The sequence below is a fragment of the Polynucleobacter campilacus genome (genome assembly GCF_002206625.1).
GTDB classification, from domain to species: domain Bacteria; phylum Pseudomonadota; class Gammaproteobacteria; order Burkholderiales; family Burkholderiaceae; genus Polynucleobacter; species Polynucleobacter campilacus.
The window spans coordinates 241,842-264,946 of record NZ_NGUP01000001.1 but is presented as its reverse complement, the minus strand read 5'-3'; the positions used below and the strand labels follow the sequence as shown (position 1 = coordinate 264,946).

At 45.7% G+C, this 23,105-nt stretch carries 24 protein-coding genes; 8 read left to right on the top strand and 16 right to left on the bottom strand.

What is annotated here, in order from left to right; all coding sequences use genetic code 11:
- Position 1 precedes the first annotated feature (1 nt).
- The gene (locus tag CBI31_RS01360; RefSeq protein WP_088524627.1) at positions 2-1,186 is read left to right on the top strand and encodes a CaiB/BaiF CoA transferase family protein; all 1,185 of its coding nucleotides are present in this window, start codon (positions 2-4) and stop codon (positions 1,184-1,186) included.
- On the opposite strand, the gene cls is transcribed toward CBI31_RS01360, so the two are convergent.
- The 3 genes from cls to CBI31_RS01345 are packed head-to-tail and all read right to left on the bottom strand — an operon-like array spanning position 1,183 to position 3,679.
- Positions 1,183-2,661 (bottom strand): cardiolipin synthase, encoded by a 1,479-nt coding sequence (gene cls, locus CBI31_RS01355; RefSeq protein ID WP_088524626.1) that lies wholly within the window; start codon positions 2,659-2,661, stop codon positions 1,183-1,185. The two genes, CBI31_RS01360 and cls, sit on opposite strands and share 4 nt — an antisense overlap.
- Positions 2,658-3,410 (bottom strand): endonuclease/exonuclease/phosphatase family protein, encoded by a 753-nt coding sequence (locus tag CBI31_RS01350; protein WP_088524625.1) that lies wholly within the window; start codon positions 3,408-3,410, stop codon positions 2,658-2,660. Before CBI31_RS01350 ends, cls begins: the two co-directional genes overlap by 4 nt.
- Positions 3,410-3,679 (bottom strand): hypothetical protein, encoded by a 270-nt coding sequence (locus tag CBI31_RS01345; protein ID WP_088524624.1) that lies wholly within the window; start codon positions 3,677-3,679, stop codon positions 3,410-3,412. The genes CBI31_RS01350 and CBI31_RS01345 overlap by 1 nt, the downstream gene beginning before the upstream one ends.
- Here CBI31_RS01345 and CBI31_RS01340 point away from each other — a divergent pair.
- Positions 3,678-4,373 carry an ABC transporter permease gene (locus tag CBI31_RS01340; protein ID WP_088524623.1) on the top strand — a complete coding sequence of 232 codons (696 nt, stop codon included), beginning with the start codon at positions 3,678-3,680 and terminating at the stop codon, positions 4,371-4,373. The two genes, CBI31_RS01345 and CBI31_RS01340, sit on opposite strands and share 2 nt — an antisense overlap.
- Positions 4,366-5,073 (top strand): ATP-binding cassette domain-containing protein, encoded by a 708-nt coding sequence (locus tag CBI31_RS01335; protein ID WP_088524622.1) that lies wholly within the window; start codon positions 4,366-4,368, stop codon positions 5,071-5,073. Before CBI31_RS01340 ends, CBI31_RS01335 begins: the two co-directional genes overlap by 8 nt.
- A gap of 11 nt (positions 5,074-5,084) precedes the next feature.
- On the opposite strand, the gene CBI31_RS01330 is transcribed toward CBI31_RS01335, so the two are convergent.
- The 12 genes from CBI31_RS01330 to CBI31_RS01275 form a co-directional block, all read right to left on the bottom strand.
- The gene (locus CBI31_RS01330; RefSeq protein WP_088524621.1) at positions 5,085-5,354 is read right to left on the bottom strand and encodes a hypothetical protein; all 270 of its coding nucleotides are present in this window, start codon (positions 5,352-5,354) and stop codon (positions 5,085-5,087) included.
- Positions 5,355-5,364: 10 nt separating this feature from the next.
- On the bottom strand, positions 5,365-6,420 hold the full coding sequence (locus CBI31_RS01325) for a formate dehydrogenase subunit gamma (protein ID WP_088524620.1): 1,056 nt from the start codon (positions 6,418-6,420) through the stop codon (positions 5,365-5,367).
- Positions 6,421-6,467: 47 nt separating this feature from the next.
- Positions 6,468-6,704, bottom strand: coding sequence for a hypothetical protein (locus CBI31_RS01320; protein ID WP_088524619.1), 237 nt, complete (start codon positions 6,702-6,704; stop codon positions 6,468-6,470).
- On the bottom strand, positions 6,704-7,360 hold the full coding sequence (fdh3B, locus tag CBI31_RS01315) for a formate dehydrogenase FDH3 subunit beta (protein ID WP_088524618.1): 657 nt from the start codon (positions 7,358-7,360) through the stop codon (positions 6,704-6,706). The genes CBI31_RS01320 and fdh3B overlap by 1 nt, the downstream gene beginning before the upstream one ends.
- 27 nt (positions 7,361-7,387) lie before the next feature.
- A complete protein-coding gene (locus CBI31_RS01310) occupies positions 7,388-10,366 on the bottom strand; it encodes a formate dehydrogenase subunit alpha (RefSeq protein WP_088524617.1) in 2,979 nt (992 codons plus the stop codon).
- A 70-nt stretch (positions 10,367-10,436) separates the two neighbouring features.
- Entirely contained in the window at positions 10,437-10,658 is a 222-nt protein-coding gene (locus CBI31_RS01305) for a hypothetical protein (protein ID WP_088524616.1), read from the bottom strand.
- A 115-nt stretch (positions 10,659-10,773) separates the two neighbouring features.
- On the bottom strand, positions 10,774-11,424 hold the full coding sequence (locus CBI31_RS01300; protein WP_088524615.1) for a TorD/DmsD family molecular chaperone: 651 nt from the start codon (positions 11,422-11,424) through the stop codon (positions 10,774-10,776).
- Positions 11,421-13,511 (bottom strand): 4Fe-4S binding protein, encoded by a 2,091-nt coding sequence (locus CBI31_RS01295; RefSeq protein WP_088524614.1) that lies wholly within the window; start codon positions 13,509-13,511, stop codon positions 11,421-11,423. The genes CBI31_RS01300 and CBI31_RS01295 overlap by 4 nt, the downstream gene beginning before the upstream one ends.
- Positions 13,512-13,522: 11 nt before the next feature.
- Positions 13,523-14,077 (bottom strand): DUF3306 domain-containing protein, encoded by a 555-nt coding sequence (locus CBI31_RS01290; protein ID WP_088524613.1) that lies wholly within the window; start codon positions 14,075-14,077, stop codon positions 13,523-13,525.
- A complete protein-coding gene (locus CBI31_RS01285; protein WP_088524612.1) occupies positions 14,074-14,613 on the bottom strand; it encodes a DUF3305 domain-containing protein in 540 nt (179 codons plus the stop codon). The genes CBI31_RS01290 and CBI31_RS01285 overlap by 4 nt, the downstream gene beginning before the upstream one ends.
- Before the next feature lie 14 nt (positions 14,614-14,627).
- Complete coding sequence (gene apbC, locus CBI31_RS01280) at positions 14,628-15,716, bottom strand: iron-sulfur cluster carrier protein ApbC (RefSeq protein ID WP_088524611.1); 1,089 nt, start codon at positions 15,714-15,716, stop codon at positions 14,628-14,630.
- Positions 15,717-15,861: 145 nt separating this feature from the next.
- Positions 15,862-16,107: a heavy-metal-associated domain-containing protein gene (locus tag CBI31_RS01275; RefSeq protein WP_240553636.1), complete on the bottom strand. Its 246-nt coding sequence runs from the start codon at positions 16,105-16,107 to the stop codon at positions 15,862-15,864.
- Between CBI31_RS01275 and CBI31_RS10470 the strand changes: the two genes are divergently transcribed.
- Positions 16,108-17,040 (top strand): heavy metal translocating P-type ATPase, encoded by a 933-nt coding sequence (locus CBI31_RS10470; RefSeq protein ID WP_240553634.1) that lies wholly within the window; start codon positions 16,108-16,110, stop codon positions 17,038-17,040.
- Positions 16,988-18,394, top strand: coding sequence for a heavy metal translocating P-type ATPase (locus tag CBI31_RS10465; protein WP_240553633.1), 1,407 nt, complete (start codon positions 16,988-16,990; stop codon positions 18,392-18,394). Before CBI31_RS10470 ends, CBI31_RS10465 begins: the two co-directional genes overlap by 53 nt.
- Here CBI31_RS10465 and CBI31_RS01265 read toward each other — a convergent pair.
- A complete protein-coding gene (locus CBI31_RS01265; RefSeq protein WP_088524610.1) occupies positions 18,387-19,184 on the bottom strand; it encodes a DUF3047 domain-containing protein in 798 nt (265 codons plus the stop codon). The genes CBI31_RS10465 and CBI31_RS01265 overlap by 8 nt on opposite strands.
- A 48-nt stretch (positions 19,185-19,232) precedes the next feature.
- On the opposite strand from CBI31_RS01265, the gene CBI31_RS01260 reads away from it, so the two are divergent.
- The 3 genes from CBI31_RS01260 to CBI31_RS01250 are packed head-to-tail and all read left to right on the top strand — an operon-like array spanning position 19,233 to position 23,100.
- Positions 19,233-20,729, top strand: coding sequence for a glycosyltransferase family 39 protein (locus tag CBI31_RS01260; RefSeq protein ID WP_088524609.1), 1,497 nt, complete (start codon positions 19,233-19,235; stop codon positions 20,727-20,729).
- A gap of 49 nt (positions 20,730-20,778) precedes the next feature.
- Positions 20,779-21,822, top strand: coding sequence for a lysylphosphatidylglycerol synthase transmembrane domain-containing protein (locus CBI31_RS01255; protein WP_088524608.1), 1,044 nt, complete (start codon positions 20,779-20,781; stop codon positions 21,820-21,822).
- Between the two features lie 18 nt (positions 21,823-21,840).
- The gene (locus CBI31_RS01250) at positions 21,841-23,100 is read left to right on the top strand and encodes a glycosyltransferase family 9 protein (RefSeq protein ID WP_088524607.1); all 1,260 of its coding nucleotides are present in this window, start codon (positions 21,841-21,843) and stop codon (positions 23,098-23,100) included.
- The last annotated feature ends 5 nt before the right edge of the window (positions 23,101-23,105 follow it).

Here is a 23,105-nt window from a genome sequence, read left to right as displayed (position 1 = left end):
GATGAGCGTTCGCCCATTAGATGGAGTCACGGTTATCGCGCTAGAGCATGTCATTGCTGCGCCCTTCTGCACTCGCCAGTTAGCTGATCTAGGTGCTAGAGTCATTAAGATTGAGCGTCCTGGTGATGGTGATTTTGCGAGGGGCTACGACACCCAGGTTGATGGTCTCTCATCTCACTTTGCCTGGGTCAATAGATCAAAAGAAAGTTTAACGCTTGACCTCAAGCAAGACTCTGCTTTAACAGTGCTCAAGACTTTACTGAAAACTGCTGATGTCTTTATCCAAAACTTAGTTCCTGGAGCAGCTGCCCGTATGGGACTTACTGCGCAGGCATTACAGCAAGAAAATCCGGGACTCATCCTGTGCGCCATTTCAGGTTATGGCAATGATGGTCCTTATCGCGATAAGAAAGCTTACGATCTTTTAATTCAAAGTGAGGCAGGCTTCCTATCAGTTACAGGAACGCCAGAAACTCCTAGCAAGGCTGGCAACTCTATTGCTGATATTGCTGCTGGTATGTATGCCTACACAAATATCTTAGCCGCCTTATTGCAAAGAGGAAAAACGGGCAAAGGTACGGTAATTGATATCTCAATGCTAGAGGCGCTGACCGAATGGATGAGCTTTCCGCTTTACTACGCCTATAAGGGCGCCAATCCACCATCCAGAAATGGCGCATCTCATGCCACCATTTACCCATACGGCCCCTTCAGGGCTGGTGATGGCAAGACTGTCATGCTTGGACTTCAAAACGAACGGGAGTGGGTGCAGTTCTGCGAAGCAGTATTAGAGAATCCCACACTTGCCCAAGATGAGCGCTTTGACAGAAATTACAAGCGCAATGAAAAGCGCGCTGAGTTGCTTGAAATTATTAATGCCTGCTTTAGCAAGCTCACTGCAGAGCAACTGATTGCCAAGCTAGATAAAGCTCAAATTGCTAATGCCCATCTCAATGATATGGAAGGGCTTTGGAATCACGAACAATTGAAAGCGCGTCATCGTTGGACTGAGGTGGGAACCCCGAATGGCAATATTGCAGCGCTATTGCCACCAGGACTAAATGACAGCTACGACTATCGTATGGACCCCATTCCAGCAGTAGGCGAACATACTGACTCCATCTTAAAAGAGTTGGGTATGACAGAGTCCGATATTGAGAGCATGCGCGCTAGTGGCGCAATTTAAAGTAGTGGCGAAGTGAGATGAGCGGCATTTTCTAAGTAATGCTGCCAACGTGGCCGCTTTGACCAGACCTTTGGATCAACGTAATTAGACTGCGCTAAATAAGATTCAATCAAGGTTTCGAGCTTTGAACAAAAATCCTTGTTATACACAATGAGGCTAATTTCAAAGTTAAGGCGGAGGCTACGTTGATCAAAATTGACCGAACCAAAGATGGCTGTTTTTTTATCCACTAGTAAGCTCTTGGTATGAAGCAGGCCGCCATGGAACTCGGCAATATGCACGCCTGAATTCAAGAGATCTGCATAATAACTTCTACTGCTCCAAGCAACCAATTTTGAATCATTTAATTTGGGCGCAATTAAAGTAACCCTCACTCCGCGTCTGGCAGTCCCCATGAGTGCCTGCATTAATCCATCATCTGGGCCGAAGTAAGGGGTTGTAATCGTCAACTCCTCTCGTGCATCAATAATTGCTGAGATCATCACTTGATACAAAATATCGTCACGATAGACTGGGCCTGAAGCAAGCTCCTGGGCAATGACTCCGCCCTCATTAGGCGCTGCTGGAGCCCTCTGATTATTGAAATGCGTAATCCTAGGATTATCAACACTCCAATCAAAAGAGAACGTCAGCTCAAACTGAGAGGCAACTGGGCCCTCAACGCGTACCATGGCATCAACCCATTCACCCACCCCAGAATCTTGCTTGAATGTACGTGGATCTACCAAATTCATACTCCCAGTCCAAACAATAGCGTTATCAATGATGAATATTTTTCGATGTAAACGTAAATCAGCACGCCTAAATTGAAATCTTCCAATTTGGATCGGTAATGCCTCTGTTACCTCGATCCCCGCATTGCGAAAGCGGGCTGGCCATTTAGATTTAAACCAATCTTTACTACCCAAAGAATCCAATAAGACACGGCAAGCAACCCCCCGCTTAGCAGCTGCAATCATTGCCTCGCCTACTCGGTCAGCATCACCGCCTAAGGCCCAAATATAGAACTCTAGATGCAAACTTTCTTTAGCCTGGTTAATCTCATCGATAAAGAGTTGCAGAATTTGTAATGAATTCGTATGCAAATCGACCTTATTTCCAGCAACTACTGGTGTGCCATTATTCGATTCTGCTAAAAGACTAAATGAACGAGATTCAATTGGTAGCTGTTGCCTATCACTTGCATACTTGATGCGCATTCCTTCGGTAACTTCAGAATATTCACGATTCATGCGCGTAATTTTTCTAGTAAGTTTTCGACCTACAGGACGCTCACCAATCAGCACATATAAGCTGATACCAAAAACTGGAAAAGTCATCACAATAAAGATCCAAGCAAAGGCCACACCCACTGGCCTTCTCACAGAGATAATCACACCAATAAAGTAAGTCACCAATATGAAATGAATACATAAGAGCCAATTAATATTGAGCTCGAAAGTATGTTTTAGAAAAATATTAATTAGGTCGTTCATACCAATTCCAGTTCAGCCGTAATACCTAGATGATCAGACAATTTCATCCAATCGTGCAATATTTCTGCAGAATGAATCTTCAGGCCACGGACATAAATCCGATCCATTGCTAATAAGGGCTTCACGCTAGGGAAAGTCTTCGCTGGTGAACCAGTTAAGACTTCAAATACCTCTTCAAACCCAGCTGCTTTCATTGGTGCGCCTACTCGATTACGCCAGTCATTAAAATCTCCAGCGACAATGGTTGGGCCTTGCTGGGCTAACTCTTCAATATGTCCCATGATTTGCTCTAACTGACGCTCTCTACCTCGCTCAAATAAGGCTAAGTGCACACAAAAGCAATGAATGGGTTGCTCAACTCCATCGAGTTGGGTCACGCTATGCAACAAGCCTCGCCTTTCAAAACGATATGCAGAAATATCGTAATTTAGGCCCTTGTGTAGCGGATGCTTCGATAAAATGGCATTACCGTGATGGCCATCTGGATACTCCATATTTTTTCCGTAATGCCAGTCACGCCAAAAATCTTCTGATAGAAAGTGAGTGAGCTCAGTTAAGGGCCATTGTCCAAATCGCCGAATTCTGCCTCGATGCTCTTGCTGTAATTCTTGAAGAAACAATAAGTCTGGGTGATGATTGCGCATTCTTTGTCGCAACTGATAAATAGTAGAGTGCCTATGCAAAGGAGAAACTCCTTTGTGCACATTCATGCTCATGACAGTGAAGCGAGCGCCTCTACTCTGAGTCATTAAAACTGTCCTGCCGCACGCTGCCGCCGAACTCGTGCCAAATATATCTCACCCTCAACCAAATCTTGACACTGCATGCATTTATTGCAAATAGATGCCTGCTCTCGCAACTCCTCAATTGAGTCGATTGGATGGGTATCCAAGTACTCGCGTAGATCCACATCAAGGATCTCGTTGCAGAGGCAAACTACTTCGGCCATCAGTCGGAAAATAGGGGTATAGATTGCATTAAGCTCATTTTGCCATTGCCTTGATAGAATCAAGCCCATGTTGACCGCTTTTGAAGACGCCCTAGCCCTATTGGCCCATCTAGATGGTGGGGTTCTGGGGATTGTCCTGGTTTCCCTCCAAGTCAGCTTAACTGCTCTTCTATTTGGTACGCTCATTGGCCTTCCCTTGGGCGCCTTACTGGCCACTGAAGAATTTACAGGCAAAAAATCGATTGTTATTGGTCTAAATACCTTAATGGGGGTTCCAACCGTGATTGTCGGGGTATTGGTTTACCTCATGCTGTCTCGTTCTGGCCCTATGGGAGCATGGGGATGGTTGTTTACACCCAAGGGCATGATTGTGGCCCAAACGCTTCTGACAACACCCTTAATTGCAGCCCTAAGTCGTCAAATCTTGGAAGATTCCTGGAGAATTCATCGCGATACCTTCTTAAGCCTGAGATTGCCATCGATGGCACGCTTTAAGTGGCTCATTTGGGATTGCCGCTTTTCCCTCACTATTGCCGTTCTTGCTGGCCTTGCTAGAGCAATTTCTGAGGTTGGTGCCGTCATGATTGTGGGTGGGAACATTCAAAACTCGACCAGAACTATGACTACTGCAATCGCCTTAGAAACCAGCAAGGGCGACCTACCCTTAGCACTTGCATTGGGCATTGTCTTACTTGGAATTGTTCTATTAGCCAATCTATTTACGTTTGCAGTTCGTCAAGTAGCAGAGCGTCGCTATGGTTAATATGACAGAGCAATTTGAAAGATTTATCGAGCTACGCGACATCACCGTTAAAAGTAATGGTCGGGTTATTCTCAATATTCAGCACGCGCTGATTCCGGCTGATCGCATTACTGCATGCATTGGTCCCAACGGAGCCGGCAAAACGACCCTTTTAAAATTGTTAGATGGCCTCATCCAACCAGATACTGGAACAGTGCGATACTCGTTTGCCAAGAAGACTGCATTAGTTCTGCATCACACTCCGATGATTAAAGCCTCTGCTAAAACAAATTTAAGCATGGTCAGAGATGCAGACTCTACGATTACTGATGAGGCCATTGCGCAAGTAATCGAAAAAGTTGGCCTAGGAAAGTTAGCCTCCAGTCCTGCTCACAAGTTATCTGCTGGCGAGAGACAGAAGCTTTGCCTTGGCCGGGCAATCTTGCAAAAGCCAAACTTAGTCTTGTTAGATGAACCCACTGCAAACCTGGATCCAAATACCACTGAGCAAGTTGAAGAAATGATTCACCAGTTTGATGCGCAAAATACGGACGTTATTTTTTCTTCACATCAACTTGCTCAAGTTCAAAGACTTGCGCAATACATTATCTTTATTGATCATGGTGAGATAAAAGAAAAGGGACCCGTAGGCCCCTTCTTTTTGAATCCTCAAACACAGGCTGCTAAACGCTACCTGCATCAAGAATTATTAGCTGACTAAGCGCTAACTAATTACTTTGCAGCTGGTGTTGCTGCTGTAGGAGCAACAAATGGTGGCGGCGCAGTACAAGCAGCGGGCGCTGGTGTTCCTGGAACTCTATATTGATCAGCCACTTTGTTGATCGCCTGGCATAACTGAAAGGCGCCTACTCGACCAGCATAGGCTGTTTTTGCATCAGCCAATGTCTTGGCCTCTTGCGCTTCAGGGGTTAATGGAGGCAAAGCTGCAAATATTGAAGCAGAAGTGAATGCGCAGAGTGTGAAAGCAATGATTTTTTTCATGGCTTTGTCCTTATTTATTAACTTTGTTGTACCAGAGCTCATGGTGCTCTTTTGCCCAGGTTGCATCAACGTAGCCAGACATCATGCCATCAGAAGAACCCTGCATACCAATTGAACCGATATAAATATGACCCATAGCCATAGTCATCATGAGAACTGACGCACCGCCGTGAATAATATTAGCAATCTGCATGGTTCCGCGGATGTACTCAACCTGCATAAATGGCACGATCATATCGAGTACAAGACCTGAGCCCGAGATCACCAAACCTAAGAAGGTCATACCAAACCAGAACCAAATCTTTTCACCGAAGTTAAAGAAGCCGGCAGGAGGATGCTTTCCACCAAACATGCCGCCAAATGATTTGATCCAAGTGAGATCGCCTTGTCCCGGGATATTTCTAGTAGCGAAGAGCAAGAAGAAAATCACTACGCTCAAAGTGAACAAAGGGCCAGAGTAGTTGTGAATATTTTTACAGATATTAAGAAAGGTGCCGTAAGCAACGCCGCCCATCAAAGGCATAGCAAAATACTTACCCCACAAAATTAGTCCGCCAGTCAAAGCAAGTCCAATAAAACTTGCAGCCATTACCCAGTGGGTAAAGCGCTCGAAGCCATTAAACCGCTTGATTTTTTGACCCGATAGCGGCGCATGTAATTTGATTGGGCCCTTGATAATAAAGACGGCTGCAATACCAAAGAAAGCAATCGCCAATAACCAACCACCGTAAACAGTAATCACACCATTACGAATCACGCGCCATTGCTCGCCAGAACGCTGAATCAGAACACTCGCTTCTTTGTCTGGAATGCTGACAAAGTTGTATGGGTCGCTATTAGCCGATGTAAAGATTGATGGATTGGCTGGTTGTGACTGAGCCTGATTTCCATTAGCTAGGCTATTGGGATTGGCTGGTACAGATTTAGGTGGAATATCCACTCCGCTAGGAGAAGGCAAAGGCGCCATTGCTCCTCGCTCTGCATAACTGATTCCACTGGCCAGAGTCAGCGACAAACCAGCAGCTAACACCAAAGTGCGTAGAACTTTAGAAAATGATCGTTTCATACACATGTCCTTAAACGTTTTCGTTTTATTTATTGTTATTTAGTTGATCACTTAACGCGACTGTATTCGTTTTGACCCTGAGTGCGCTTATCAACGGATTCAGTCCAACTGGTTTGATTCTTTGGAGTCCAGTTCTTGGTCATGAAGCCATTATCTGCACCCATGTATGGGGCGACGTCAGGACGCTTTGCCGCTTTAGCTGCAATTTCTGGTGGCTCAGAACATGCGGCCAGCAAAGTTGCTGCTGCGAAACACAGACCAAAAGTTTTGAAATTAAATTTCATTATTTAGCTCCTGGAATTTTTGCAGCAGCCGTTGGGGTTGGAGCTGGGGTATCTGGCCCACCATAAGCAGTAGTCCACCCGAAAGCCTTAGAACCAGCGTACTTGCCATTCTTTTCTCGAGTAGCAACACGGTTATTAAAGATGCCGGAGATGATATCGCTGTCCCCACCAATCAAAGCCTTGGTAGAGCACATTTCTGCGCAGAGAGGTAACTTACCTTCTGCCAGGCGATTACGGCCATACTTCTCAAACTCAGCAACACTGCCATTCGCTTCTGGACCGCCACTACAGAAAGTACACTTATCCATCTTGCTGCGTGTACCGAAAGCGCCTTGACTTAAGAACTGTGGTGCGCCAAATGGGCAGGCAAATGAGCAGTAGCCGCAACCAATGCAAATATCTTTGTCATGAAGAACAACACCTTCATCAGTACGGTAGAAGCAATCTACTGGGCATACGGCCATACAAGGAGCATCGGTACAGTGCATACAAGCTACTGAAATCGATTTTTCCTGACCAATGATGCCGTCATTTACCGTAACAACACGACGACGATTGACGCCCCAAGGTACTTCATTATCGTTTTTACAAGCAGTGACACAACCGTTACATTCGATGCAACGTTCAGTGTCACAGATAAATTTCATTCTTGCCATTGTGTTCTCCTGACTTTATTTTTTAACTTAGGCAAATTTTTCGATTTGACACATAGTGGTTTTAGTCTCTTGCATCATCGTCACCTGATCGTAACCATAAGTAGTTGCAGTATTGACAGCTTCACCCAACACGACTGGTGCAGCGCCTTCTGGATAGTACTTACGTAAATCATTACCTTGCCACCATCCAGCAAAGTGGAATGGGATAAAGGCAGTTTCTTGGTCAACACGCTCAGTCACCATTGCGCGTACTTTGATCTTGGCACCCGTTGGAGATTTCACCCATACATAATCCCAGTTCTTAATACCGCGAGCTGCTGCTGCCTTAGGATTGATCTCCACGAAGTTTTCTTGTTGTAACTCAGCCAACCATGGATTGGAACGAGTTTCGTCTCCACCACCCTCATATTCAACCAAACGACCAGAGGTCAAAATAATTGGGAACTTCTCATATAACTTCTCGCTCAAGTTTTGATCTTGAACGGTCTTGTAAAGCGTTGGCAAACGCCAGAAATTCTTCTTATCAGCAGAAGTTGGGTACTTACGCATCATTGCAGCGTTAGTACTATAGAGAGCTTCACGGTGAACTGGAATTGCATCTGGGAAATTCCAAACAATTGCACGCGCTTTCGCATTGCCAAATGGATGGCAACCGTTCTTCATAGCAACACGCTGAATACCACCAGACAAGTCAGTCTTCCAGTTTTTACCATCAGCAGCTTTTTGCTCATCTTCAGTCAACTGGTTCCACCAGCCCAGTTTTTTCACGAGAACGTGATCAAACTCTGGGTAACCGGTCTTGATTGCGGACCCTTTTGAGTAAGAGCCATCTTCAGCTAATAATGTCTTGCCGTCTTTCTCAACACCGAAGTTAGCGCGGAAGTTACCGCCACCCTCCATCACACTCTTGCTGGTGTCATAGAGATTTGGCGAACCTGGGTGCTTGATTGCAGCTGTTCCATAACAAGGCCAAGGCAGACCGTAGTAATCGCCAGTAGTGTCATAACCAGTAACTGGATCAACACCACCACGGGATTTCAAGGTCTTCGGATCAAAGGTAGCAGCCATTCTCATGTGCGCTTTAAGGCGCTCTGGAGTTTGGCCTGTGTAACCAATCGTCCAAACGGAGCGATTAATCTCGCGCAAGATATCTTCAATTTGCGGTTCTTTCCATTGCTTACCAGCAAACTTGGTGCTCAGCATCTTATAGTTCTTTGATAGCTCCTGACCAAAGCCTAAACGGTCTGCAAAAGCTTGCATGATCACATGGTCTGGCACAGACTCAAACAATGGATCGATTACTTTCTCGCGCCACTGCAATGAGCGATTAGAGGCGGTTGCAGTGCCGCAGGTCTCAAACTGAGTGGCAGCAGGCAGCAAGTAAACATTGCGATTCTTGTTGATTGTCTGACCTTCTGCTGCAGGCATTGCTGCCATTGCAGCAGTTGCACTTGGATATGGATCAACTACAACGAGTAGATCCAAGGCATCCATCGCGCGCTTCATATCGAGGCCGCGAGTTTGTGAGTTAGGAGCATGACCCCAGAAGAACAAGCCTTTAACACTAGTCTGCTGATCGATCATGTCGTTCTTCTCAAGAACGGCATCCACCCAACGAGATACGGTAGTACCAGACTTCTCCATCATGTCTGGTGCGTAGCGGCCTTTAATCCACTCGTAATCAACGCCCCACACTGTTGCATAGTGCTTCCATGAGCCGGCAGCCAAGCCGTAGTAGCCTGGCAATGAATCTGGATTAGGGCCTACGTCAGTTGCGCCTTGAACGTTATCGTGGCCGCGGAAAATATTTGTTCCGCCACCAGATTTACCAACGTTACCTAGGGCTAATTGCAAAATACATGAGGCACGAACCATCGCATTACCAATGGTGTGTTGGGTTTGTCCCATACACCAAACAACCGTGCTCGGACGATTCATAGCCATGGTTTTGGCAACTTGATAAACCTGCGCCTCTGGAACACCGCAAGCCTCTTCAACGTTTGCAGGAGTCCACTTTTCCATCACTTCTTTACGGATCTCTTCCATTCCGTAAACACGGTCATTGATGTACTTCTTATCTTCCCAGCCATTCTTAAAGATGTGATAAAGCACACCAAACAAGAACGGGATATCAGAACCAGAACGAATACGAACGTACTGATCTGACTTCGCAGCAGTACGGGTGTAACGTGGGTCAACCACAATCACTTTGCAACCATTTTCCTTAGCATGCAACAAGCTCAACATCGAAACTGGATGCGCCTCTGCAGCATTTGAACCAATGTACATGGCAGCTTTAGAGTTCATCATGTCGTTGTAGCTATTGGTCATCGCACCATAGCCCCAGGTGTTTGCTACACCGGCAACTGTGGTTGAGTGACAAATACGAGCCTGATGGTCTGTATTGTTTGTACCAAAGAAAGAAACCCACTTACGTAGTAAATAGGCTTGTTCGTTGTTGTGCTTAGATGAGCCAATGAAATACATCGCATCAGGAGAATACTTCTCACGAATGCTCTTCATCTGCGCAGTAATTTCGGTTAACGCTTGATCCCAAGAAATGCGCTGATACTTTCCATCAACCAATTTCATTGGATAACGGAGGCGATAGTCGCCGTGACCATGCTCACGCAGTGAAGCACCTTTGGCACAGTAAGCGCCCATATTGATCGGTGAATCAAATACAGAGTCTTGACGAACCCAAACACCATTCTCAACAGTAGCGTCTGTAGCACAACCTACTGAGCAATGGGTACAAATAGTTCTCTTAACTTCAATCTTGCCTTTGCCATCGAGCATTGCCTTGCTTTGCTCAGCTGATGCCTTTTGTACAAAACTTAATTGGCTGGCAGCAATACCGGCTCCAACACCGACTCCCGAACGCTTGAGGAAAGTTCGGCGATCCATGGTAGGTACCGCTGCTTTTAAGCCGCGGGATAAGCTACCAATCAAATGTGATGTGGAGCGACTGCTTTGGGGGGTATTAGATTTACGAGTCAGACTCATATGTTGTCCCTGAGAAAGTTTTTTATTTAATAAGTAAGGGTTAAATCAATATCTAGCGGTAATGAGCTATTTAAAGCATGGTGCTTTCGTAATACTTACGCATGTGCGCAGTGATCGTATGGCCTTCGCCTTTACTTTTCACTGTGCTACCAATTTCTTGAATCACAGCTTTGCCAATCGACGTTTGTGAGGCAACGGCAACAGCCCCTACAGTGGCGCCTGCACCAATAAAGAACTTACGGCGTGATGGCTTTGTTTCTTCGCTTAAAGCAACTTTGGATTTTGTGCTCATGGCATGCTCCTATTTAATAATTCTTGATCTGCAGCAAGTGTAATTCGTATTTGCATTTTTAGCATATATGTATGCTTCATTGCACCTAAGGGTTTTCCCTTGCAATGATAAAAAATCAAATCATGTCGAATCCCTGACCTTCGATAGCCAAGAATTCTCGGGTCAGCGCGGCGATTGGGTGATAAAGATGCATCTCAGGAATGCCCTCAATGGCATCACAAAAGTCGTCATACCAAGGGCGAAGATGGTCATTAAAGAAAACCCTTTGATTTGTAAGGTTTGATATCTCCACATCATCACCGGCAATCAGATAGCGCATGACCTCACAAAGAGCCGAAATGTGATCTTCAGTCTCGGTAACTTCTTCGGCAGCCTCAAGTCCAAATTTGTCTAAAGCCCTGCGAATATTGACTAACGGTTTCTCGTTAAGGTGTCCTGCCATATAAAAGGAACCATTGAGTACAACGTTCGGTTTACCAACGCTAATGAAATTTAATTCGAATTCATCGTGCCAAGCTTTAGCAGGATTATTTTTAGCCACTTCAATGACATCCATCCAGGCCTTAGCTAAAGGAGCTGCATCGGCAGCATCTTGTTGATTGGCTGTGGCAGCAATTTGATCTAAAAGCGCTTGGTCTGGCGGCAGATGAAAAAATCTGGCGATTAGGCCATAGAGGTCAGCTCTCGCTAAATCCTCTGGCAAGCCCACATCCCCTATTTCGGTTGATGGGCTATCTTTCGCGACTGCTTTCTCAATTTCACTCATGTTTCTTTTTTCACCATATCTACCACTCGACAATCGCCACACATCTTTAGCCTATCCATCGCAGCTCCCGCAAAGGCCCCGTGGGCGCCCAACTTAGTCAACATCAGATCAACCATCTTTAGGGTTCCAAAAGCCTTGCCGCAACTGATGCAATGAAAAGCCTGGGTCTCATTCAGGGTTATTTTTTGTTTGCGCTGCTCAACGGTCTGCAAACGGGGATTTAGAGTTAAAGCTTTTTCTGGGCAAGTCTGCACGCAAATGCCGCATTGCACGCACTGCTTTTCGATAAAGGAAAGAATCGGCTCATCTGGGTTATCCAAGAGAGCACCTTCAGGACAGCTGCTGACACAAGACATGCACAAGGTACAAGCATCTTTATTGATATTTAGGCCACCCAACAAAGATGAATTAGGTAATGCGACGCCTGCCTCTGGTAGTGGAGTCTTTGCTTGTTTTTGCAAATGCTCCAAGACCGCCTCAAGAGTTTCTCGCTTTTGGGTTGATAAACCAAAACTTGCAGGAGTACAAATCGAATGTAGAGCGCCACGCTGACGTAGTGCAGCCATCGCCTGAGAAACTGTTTGCAAATCATCGGCTGACTTAGCCATGATTAAATGAATGCGCTCATCAAAGCCATAGGCCTTCAGGATCGCATTAGCAAGCTCCGCCTGCTCTTCTAGAGTTGCGCGATAAGCGGGATCTTCATCGCCACTTAATAACAAGGTTACCTCTGCAAATCCATAAGTGAGAGCGCCAAGCCATAAATCCAAACCGGTGGAGGCGATGTGCTCAATACCATAGGGAATCACAAATGATGGCAAGGCTTCAAACTGCTTAGGCAGCACATGCGCAGAGCGGCCCAAGCCATCAATCATTTGAGTGCCTACTTTTAAAGTATGCAAGAGCAGGCTTGGCGCTGCAGCTTGACTAATTTTTTTAGCCTCTGCAGTAAAGACTGATGCAATGGTCTTTAACTCTTTGCCTTGATGGGGTACGCTCGGGTAGTTGTAACGCATTGCACCTGATGGGCAAGCTGTAGAGCATGCTCCACAACCCATACAGAGATTGGGATTAACCTCAACACTACCTTGGCCATTTTTGAATAAAGAGCTTATCGCTCCGGTCGAGCAAACATCAATACAGGCATTGCACCCTACTTTGCCATTACGACCATGTGCACAAATTTTTTCGTTATAGACAAAATATTTTGGCTTCTCAAATTCACCAACCATTTCTAATAATTGATTGACCACTAAAGCCTGTTCCAGCGGCTCCTTGCCGGGAGCAAAATACCCTTGAGGTGTTTGGCTCATACGCATCTTGGGATCAGCGCGCAGATCTAAAATCAAATCAAATTCTGCATTACGCTCGCGGTCTTTACGATCAAAGGAGATTGCCCCAATACTTGCACACGCAGTGACACAATCACGATGTGATTTACATTTAGTCAAATCAATCTGAAACGAGAGGTCAATCGCATTCTCTGGGCACACTTCAACACAAGCGCCGCAACGAGTACACATTTCTGGGTCAATTGGGTTTTGCAGATCCCAGTCGACTGAGAACTTGCCCAGATAACCATCTAGCTTAGTTACTTCACCGGTATAGATGGGGTAGTTACGCGCCAGAGGTAAATCACCAGGCTCAGTGCACAAAACGGAAACATCTAATGACCCGCTCAGTTTTTCTGCCCAAGGCAATGCTACAGATCCTGCACCAATAATGAAGAGTCTGCCTTGGCTTTCATAGTTGACTACTGGGACGGGTTCAGCTTCTGGCATATCGGCTAAAGCAAGTAAGGCAGCAATCTTTGGTCCTGAAGCCTTAGCTTCTTGAGTCCAACCTGCCACTTCACGAATATTGACAAAACGAAGGGGGGCCACCAAAGGCTTTTCTGACTGCTCTGCTAACTCATTAAATAGAGCGCCCTCTTGGGTGCAAGCAACCACCAAAGAATCTGATCCATCAAGTGCTTTTAAGAAAGAGCCAACCTCCTGCCTGCACAAAGAGCGATGCACTGGAACACCAAGAGCCTTTGTATCCAAAGGCATGGTTCCATTACAGTTACAGACTAATTTTTGACTCATGCACTATCTTCTTAAGTTTTTTTCTGGGTGGGCTCTATTGGCATTTCATCCAAGTGAGCAGTTTTTGCCTGCTCCGCGGAATCTGTGGATGTTAAATCAGTTTGGTCCGAAGCCTCTAAAAGACTCTGTTGAGACTGGGTTCCTGCCGCCTGCTCCACAGGTTGCTCTTCCTTTGTTCTGGAAGTGTCCTCAGTCTTACGGAAAAGGTTGAGCATATCGCTCTGTACCATTCTTTCCAGCATGCCTGGCGGCAGAGGGTCGGGTTTTGAGTAGTCATCTATATAGATGTCTAAACCATCCATTATGTTGAAATGGGGGTCGGTAAACATCTTTTTCAGTGCAGCCTGCTGAACTGCAGGATCTACATCGGACTTCATGAAGGCAGAGAAGTCAGGGTCAAAACGGTCAATCTTCTCTACATCCTCTAGGGATGCTGGTGGCTTAGCCTCTTCAACAGTAGAAATAGGCGCAGGAGTTTGAACAACTTCTTTAGGTTGTTCTACTAGATCATCTTCTTTGCCAGCTTTTCGCTTAGACCAGCGATTTAAAAAACCATCTGCCATCATTCCTCCGCTGGGCGATTGGCGCCCTTGAATGATGCTGGCTTGTGCCGCTTTTTGGGTTCAGGTCGATAGTTTTCATTGACGTACTCTTGCAACCATGAAGCATGTTCATCACTCATGGGAACTGTGTCTACTGACTCTCCCCCATCTAGCAATCGGGCAGCCTCGTTATAGCTTACACAAATTCGGTGCGGTATTGCCATTGTCGTTTCAGCTTTAGCGAGCGCGCGAGATTGCTCATCAATGTAACGCTCGATGTCTTCTTCCAATCTCCACATCACAAACCATGCAGGCGTTGCCGAAGAAACAGTGAGGTAGTAGCCTTCAGCCTCATCCGGAAAGAGATTTAATTCAAAACCAGTAAATAGCCAAGATTCTCCGTCGGCATCACGCCCCAGAAATTGACCTGAGATCGAATTACTTTGAAGACTCTGAGGATTGAATTGTCCAAAATCAGGCAACACCTCCGCAGGAGCCCATCGATAGGAAACCCATGGGTTGTCTAGATTTTGCTTACGCATGACTACTGCAAAGCGCATAAGTTCTCAGAGCCTTAGGTGTTTTGTACAACGATGCTTGGAAATTTACTGCTCATATCTTTAGAAAGAGTAGCAACACGGATGGCAACCTGCCTAGCAATATTTTTATAGATCGCACTAATAGCGCTGTCAGGGTCAGCTACTACAGTAGGGCGTCCTGCATCAGCCTGCTCCCGAATCGATAAATTGAGTGGTAAAGCGCCTAAAAAATCTACGCCATATTCTTTGCACATTTTTTCGCCACCACCACTACCAAAGATATGCTCTTCATGACCACATTTAGTACAAACATAAGTACTCATGTTTTCAATAATGCCAACAATCGGAACGCCAACTTTTTCGAACATCTTTAAGCCCTTGCGCGCATCTAGTAAGGCGATATCTTGTGGAGTAGTAACAATCACTGCACCAGTAACGGGAACTTTTTGCGATAAGGTCAACTGAATATCACCAGTACCTGGCGGCATATCCACAATTAAGTAATCTAGGTCGCGCCAACGTGTTTGTCGAAGTAATTGTTCTAAGGCAGATGTAACCATTGGGCCGCGCCAAACCATCGGTGCATCTGCTTCGATCAAGAAACCAATTGAACTTGCTTGCAAACCATGGCCTTGCATAGGCTCAATGGTATTTTCTTCGATGGATTCTGGTCTGCCTGTAATGCCGAGCATCATTGGCTGGCTTGGACCATAAATATCAGCATCTAAGATTCCGACTTGCGCACCTTCAGCTGCCAGAGCCAAAGCCAAATTCACGGCAGTCGTTGATTTACCTACCCCGCCCTTACCACTAGCAACAGCAATAATATTTTTTACGCCAGGCAATAATTTCACGCCACGCTGCACAGCATGCGCCACTATCTGGCTGCTGACATTCACGCTCACGTTTTTAACGCCAGGTAATTCGCGCACAGCATTAATCACTAATTTGCGAATTGAATCAAATTGGCTTTTAGCGGGGTAACCTAAAACAATATCGAATGAGACATCGCCAGACTCAACACGTAAATTTTTGAGATTCTTAGCCGCTACAAAGTCGATCTTTGTGTTTGGATCAACCAAGCCTTTAAGGGCTCCTTGTACAGCTTCTACAGTAACTGACACTACTTTCTCCTATACGAAGTAATTCCGGATATATTTTAAGAATTACTTTTGTTAATTTTGCTGAATAACAGGTAGATTAACGGCGCCAGCGAAAATTTGCTGATGCCGGCCTTAAAAATTCAAACACCCAAAGCTCAAGGGGTAATTATTGAGACACTGGAAATCCTGCATCCGTGATGATCTGGCTTGCTTGCTCAGCAGACAAAGAGGTTTCAAGACTAACCATCTGGGATGCCAAATCGGCCTCTACCTTGGCTTGCGGATCCTGAGATTGAATAGCCTTAGTCACCGCTTTAATACAGCCCCCACAGGTCATGCCAGATACCTTTAGACTCAACATATCGACCCTTTTGAAGTGACTTTGTTTGGTATTGAGTAGATTATCTTCCATATGAACGCCGCAAAAGAGATCAATTCTGAGTTATTTAATCTAGATATTGGAGGAATGACCTGTGCATCCTGTGTAGGGAGGGTTGAGAAGGCTCTTGAACGCATTCCTGGGGTTGAGGCTGCCAGTGTCAATTTGGCTACTGAACAGGCAAAAATACGCCTCAATCTAGATTCTGAGGTGACGATTGGTGGCGTCATCGCTTTGGTCCAAAAAACGGGATACGACGCTAAATTAAGCACTCCCTATAAAAATACGCAGCCAAATCAGTCTCGCTCATTTTGGGGTGCAGATGGTTTAGGAAGAGTTTTGTTGGGATTTATTCTTTCCGCGCCATTATTAATACCCATGCTCCTCATGCCCTTTGGGATTCATTGGGCACTCTCTCCAGAATGGCAATTGCTGTTAGCAAGCCCTGTGCAATTCTTTTTGGGATGGCGCTTTTACAAAGCGGGCTTTAAATCGCTGATGTCAGGCACTGGCAATATGGACTTGCTAGTTGCCCTCGGTACCAGCGCTGCTTACGGCCTCAGTGTTTATCAGTTAATCGCTTCACCACATGCAGCACATGAATTGTATTTTGAAGCTTCTGCCGTCATCATTTGTATGGTGCTCTTAGGCAAATGGTTGGAAGCTCGTGCAAAACAACAAACTAGTGAAGCCATTCGAGCACTGCAAAAACTTTGGCCGGAGCATGCCAAGGTACTGGCACCAAACATTGCTGTTATGGAAGGCACACCACTAGATCAATATCGTGACCTGCCACTCGAGCAAGTCTTTCCTAAAGATCGTGTCTTAGTTTTACCAGGCGAGCGCATTCCTGTTGATGGGCTGATCCTACTTGGCAGCAGCCATATAGATGAATCCCTGCTCACTGGAGAAAGTGCCCCAAGTAAAAAAATCCCTAGATTCGAAAGTCATTGGGGGATCCCTTAATGGCGAGGGTGTTCTGGTAATTGAAGTACAGGCTGTTGGTATCGAAAGTGTGCTGTCCCAAATTATCGCTTTAGTAGAAGATGCACAAACTCAAAAAGCCCCGATCCAAAAATTAGTAGATCAAGTAAGTGCAATATTTGTGCCTAGCGTGATTGTGATTGCCATCATCACTGGCTTGGTAAATTGGCTTTACTTAGACTCTGTATCAATCGCAATCTTGAGGGCAGTATCTGTCATGGTGATTGCCTGCCCATGCGCTCTTGGATTGGCAACGCCTGCGGCCATTATGGCGGGAACTGGAATCGCGGCGCGCTTTGGCATTCTTATTAAAGATCCACAACTCCTAGAACTTGCACACCGCTTAAACATTGTTGCTTTTGATAAAACTGGGACGCTGACGCTCGGTAAGCCTAGACTCCTCAATATCATTTCGTTGACCAATTCAGCAGATACAGATGCCATCCTTACGAGCGCGGCAGGAATGCAATTGGGTAGCGAACACCCTTTGGCCAAGGCTTTGCTCGATGCAGCCAAGCAAAAAGGAATGAACCCCATCACACCCTCTGAAAGCAAAGCCATCCCAGGTATCGGCATTAGCGGCAAGCCTAGTGCAGGCCCTTGGATGGGACAAAACCTCTGCTTACAAAGCGTGGCATCACTAAGCTCGAATACTCATTACGCAGATATCATTGAAAAAGCGCAAGCTTGTTTTGATGCAGGCCAAACTGTTTCTGTTTTGATGAATGAATCTACCTCAGTACCTCTTGCCATCATTGCTTTTGGTGATGAACTCAAAAGTAATGCGAAGGCAGCTATCACCTCTTTACATCAGCTGCACATTCGGACTGTCATGCTCTCGGGTGATAATACTGCGGCAGCGAATCGAGTGGGTCAGCTCATTGGCATCGATGAAGTCTTTGCACAAATCATGCCGAACAATAAGGCGGACATGATCCGCAAATTGCAATCATCTACCAAGGATGGCGAGCGGCAGTGGGTTGCGATGGTGGGGGATGGCGTGAACGACGCACCCGCTCTGGCTACGGCAGATGTTGGTATGGCCATGTCTACGGGTACTGATGTTGCGATGCAGGCTGCCGGCATTACCTTAATACGTGGAGATCCCACTTTAGTTTCGGATGCGATTGATATCTCCAAAAAGACTTGGAAAAAGATTCAGCAAAATTTATTTTGGGCATTTATCTTTAATGCTACCGGGATACCCTTAGCGGCTTTGGGCTATCTATCGCCAATGCTGGCAGGCAGTGCCATGGCGCTTTCGAGCTTTTGTGTATTAAGTAATGCGCTCTTATTAAAACGCTGGCACCCTCGCACCCTTACGCAATCTATTTAGGACTCTTACGAATGAGTTCAATATCACCATAGATAGCGCGCGTTTCTGATTTGGTATTGTCTGTATCAGTCAACAAAGCAATCCCAATGACTTCGCCCGGAGCCTCTCCATAAGCGCGCATGTAATCAGCAGCAAGGTCACGCTGATGTTTGTGCCAAGCGCCTAAATTATCCCAGCCAGAATCAACCACAATCATCTTAATACGGGAGGTGTGTGCATTATTGATAATCGTATCTACTGGAGATTTGCCAGACCAGATATACATGAGAGTGGCATACGGCATTTCTTGACCGCTAATGAGATTAGCCATCTCGAAGTTCATCTTTTCTTTTAATGGCAATTTAGATTTATTACCATCAAATGCCACCAATATTCTTAGGGGTGCATCATCGTGATAACGCTCAGCATTATCAGCCTCAGGAATTGCACTTAATGCCTTCCATTCCCACTGCAACCATAAATTATTTGCTGCTCTTGGGTGTAACTTCACAGCCAGACCCGAGGCAGATGTTTTGGAATTAGCGCTCAGTACTGTTCTACCTTGATAATTTTCAAGACGGTAAACCGTATTTTTCTTATAGGGTGCTATGCGATAAAAATTCCAGCCATGAGGCATGCCATTGCGAGCAGTTTGTGCAGAAAATTTAGGGAGCTCATCCTGCGCTGTCAGTTTGCTGGGATCAAAGGTCTGTCCTGACTCATCTTGAACTGAGCTCCCACCAAAACCAGTACAGCCTGCTAGCGCCAGCAGCATCGCAAGAATCAGGGGGTGTAAAACGTGTTTCAACATATCTCTAATTGTCCCAAAGATTTACTCAAGTGAGTCTAAAATCAGCCTATGCGCCATCAATCACCTTCAAGTTGGGCAGTAATCTGCGTTTGCATAGCAGCGCTAGTACATTTTGCCCTGGGTTTTTCAATTGAATTTTCGGTTGATGAAGCACACTACGCCTTATATGCCCAACACTTAGCTTGGAGCTATTTTGATCACCCGCCATTAGTCGGTTGGATTCAGTGGCCACTCGTTGCCCTCACCTCTTCAGAAGGCTTCATTCGCTTAGTGCCAGAGTTGTTATGGGTTATCTCCTGTCTCTTGGTTTACCAAGTCACGCTCGAGATACATCACTTTATTCAAGGTCGTAACTCAGGATATCTCACCAGCGCACTGCCCTCTGCCAATGCTTGTGGCCTGATGGCTGTTCTCGCTATTGTGGCAGCGCCAATGCCACATGTACTAGCTATTGGTTTATTACCAGACACTTTGTTGGCGCCCTTAAGTCTTGGTCTCATGTTCATGGCGCTACGTTGGTTAATTCAAGATCACTTCTCGATTGGCGATTGGTTATTGACCGGCGCATTACTAGGATTAGCTGGCCTCAGTAAATACACGGCCATATTTACTGCACTTGCTTTAGTGCTTGTATTTGTAGTTGCCCACAGAAAACCTTGGATTAGCAAAATCGGTTTTTGGTTGGCAATCCTACTCGCCCTCATCTTCATTGGGCCTGTACTCTATTGGAACTGGCTCAATGATTGGATTTCCTTTAAATACCAAATCGCTCATGGTAGCGGCGGCGAATGGTTATGGCGTAGATTAAGTGCATTTCTTGGAATTCAAATTCTCGTCTTTGGTCCATTGCTCATTATTGGCAGCTATATTTTTCTGAAAGACTGCATTCACGCAACTAGGCTTTCTTTATTGGCATTATTCGGATTCTTTTTTATCCCCTTTACTATTTTTGCAAGTCTTTCCGGTGGTGGTGGCCTGCCTCACTGGACAACACCTGCGTGGTTTTGTTTGGCTCCCTTCGCGGGTATTGGTTTAGCAAAGGCTTGGTCTCTTCAACATCGAACCGTCATACGCGCTCTATTGATCTTTCAAATAGCACTTTGCCTGATTGGCTTTGGCTTTGTTTTGTCTGGTGGCATTACTTCTGCGTCCATTAAGTCCAATCCTATTGCTGATCTTTATGGCTGGAAATTAGCAGGACAAAAAGCAGCCGAACTCACTCAAGCTACTAAAGCAGATGGTATTGCTGTACAAAACTGGACACTAGGCAGTCGTGCTGCTTGGTACGCAAAACCGATTCCAGTATTTGTTCTTGATCAAAGAAAAGATCAATTTGATATCTGGTTTGGGCAGCTGCCCTTGGGAGCAAATATTGTTCTCATTAATTGGTCTGGCATGAGCTTCTCACCCCCTATTGCCAGTCAGTCAGCCTTTGAACGTTGCGAACTCTTAGATAGCCTAGAAATCACGCGCTTTGGCCAAGTACTGTCTAAATTTGACTTTAGCCTCTGCAGCAACTGGCAGGGACCCGTTTTTGCACAGTAAATAGCGTAAATTCAGGATCTTAGGCGCCCAAGGCATTATCCTTACGCCTATGAGCTCAATCCCCCAATCCACCTCTAAAACCCCTTCTGGGTGGAAATCAATTCTGAAGCGTGCATGGCCCACCATTCGTATTTTGCTATCGATTGCACTCCTATGGAAAGCAACTAGCGGAATTGATTGGCACGCCCTATTTAATTCTGAAATCAAAATGGAGCCGATTTGGTTTTTAGCTGCTTTGGCCAGCATGATGACCGCCTTTATCTGTGGCGGCTATCGCTGGGGACTATTGATGCAGGCAGTTGGATTCCCGCGTCGCATTCATTCTTATATCGGTCTTTATTTTGCGGGCGGGTTAATCAACCAAGGTCTACCAAGTACATTGGGCGGCGATAGCTATCGCGCCATTACCGCGACCCATCTCACTAGCTCCGGAAAATTAAGCGACACCAAAGAATTGGATGAAGAACTCCATCATGCGGTTGATATAGGTCATGCCACACCCAAATTACGACTGAGCTTTTCAATGACTTTAGTTGATCGCCTTCTTGGTCTTGCTGGCAATAATTTGTTGGGCGGGATTGGTTTAATAGTAGGCGGCGTAACTCTAGCTGCTTGGGGTCAGGATTTAGGCTACGCCGTACTGAGCATCATGTTATTGGCAGGACTGATCATCGCCTTTGTCTTGGCATGGACTCCTAGCCGTCAATTGCTTCAAAAGCTACTTGACCGTTTGCAAATGAATAATGCAATGCCTGGTATCAAGCTAGCTTTTGCTTGGCCTACGAATATTGCGCAAGCTTTTTTAGCTGTTGGAATTCACTGCCTAACCATTCTCACTCTTTTATTCTGCATGAAGGCATATGGAGTTGATGCGCCCATCGAGGGATTGATGATTGGTTTGCCAGCACTCAGTTTATTACTCATGCTTCCTATTAGCATCTCAGGCTGGGGATTACGTGAGGCCACCTTATCTTCAGTATTGGCGTTGTGGGGTGTTAATCCCTCTTTAACCGTACTGGCATCTATTAGCTATGGCGCAATTACTGTTTTATCGGTATTACCTGGTGCATACTTTTTACTAAAACGAAAATAATTCTTTCAGAGAAAAACAATGACTATTAGCGTCAATACTATGCGTGCCATTGATCATTGGGTCGGTGTACCACTGTGCGCAATCGCTAGCCCACTAGTAGCCTTGATGGATGGCATCAAGAATATCTTTAGTCGTGGTCCAGAAGCCCCAAAGAAATTACTATTTATTGAGCTCTCAGAAATGGGTAGTGCCATTTTGGTTGACCCCGCTATGCGTAATGCACAAGCTCGTGGTGCCGAACTGTTCTTCTTAATCTTTAAGAGTAATCGTGCGAGTCTCACTTTACTCAATACCGTCAAACCAGAAAATATTTTTACCATTGACTCCTCTAGCTTGATTGGCTTGATTAAAGATACTTTACGATTTTTAATCGTCGCTCGTCATCATCGTATTGATACCGTGATTGATCTAGAGCTCTTCTCGCGCTTTACTGCCCTACTTACCGGCTTGTGTGGCGCCCGGCATCGCGTGGGATATCACATCTTTCATGGTGAAGGCTTATGGCGTGGTTTCATGCTCACCCGCAAGGTGCACTACAACCCACATATCCACATTACTAAGAATTTTCTATCTTTAATTCATGCGGCCTTTGCAAAACAGATCGAAGTGCCATTCAGTAAGATTCAGATCCCAGATTCTGAAGTACGTTTAGAGCAAGCAGTCATCGATCCAATAGCGCTTGAGAAAGTGCGCGAGCGAATTGAAAAATTAGCAAAAGAAGCTAGTGTTGAATATACCTACGGTAAGAACCGCTTAATTTTGATTAATCCAAATGCTAGCGACTTATTGCCACAACGCCGCTGGGCTCAGCAGCGTTTTTCTGAATTAATTCAAGGCGTACATCAACAATACCCAAGTGATCTGATATTGATTACCGGCTCTCCTGCTGAATTTGCTTATGTAGAAAAAGTGCGTGTAGTAGCCAATATCAAGAATGCCCTGAACTTTGCGGGCCAGGTCAGCTTTACAGAACTACCGCCGCTCTACACCCTCTCTGATGTCATGGTGACCAATGATTCTGGTCCAGGGCACTTCTCGGCTGTCACTCCATTGAGAACAGTTGTCCTTTTTGGGCCAGAGACTCCGGCCCTCTACGGATCGATCGGAAACTCAATTGCGATTACTGCGAACTTAGCATGTTCTCCATGTGTGAGCGCTGCTAACCACCGCAAAACCCCATGTCAAGATAATGTTTGCATGCAAGCCATTACCGTATCCCAAGTCTTAGATAAAGTCGGCATCCAATTACAAGACGCAGATAAGGCTAAGGGTCGCTAAGCGAA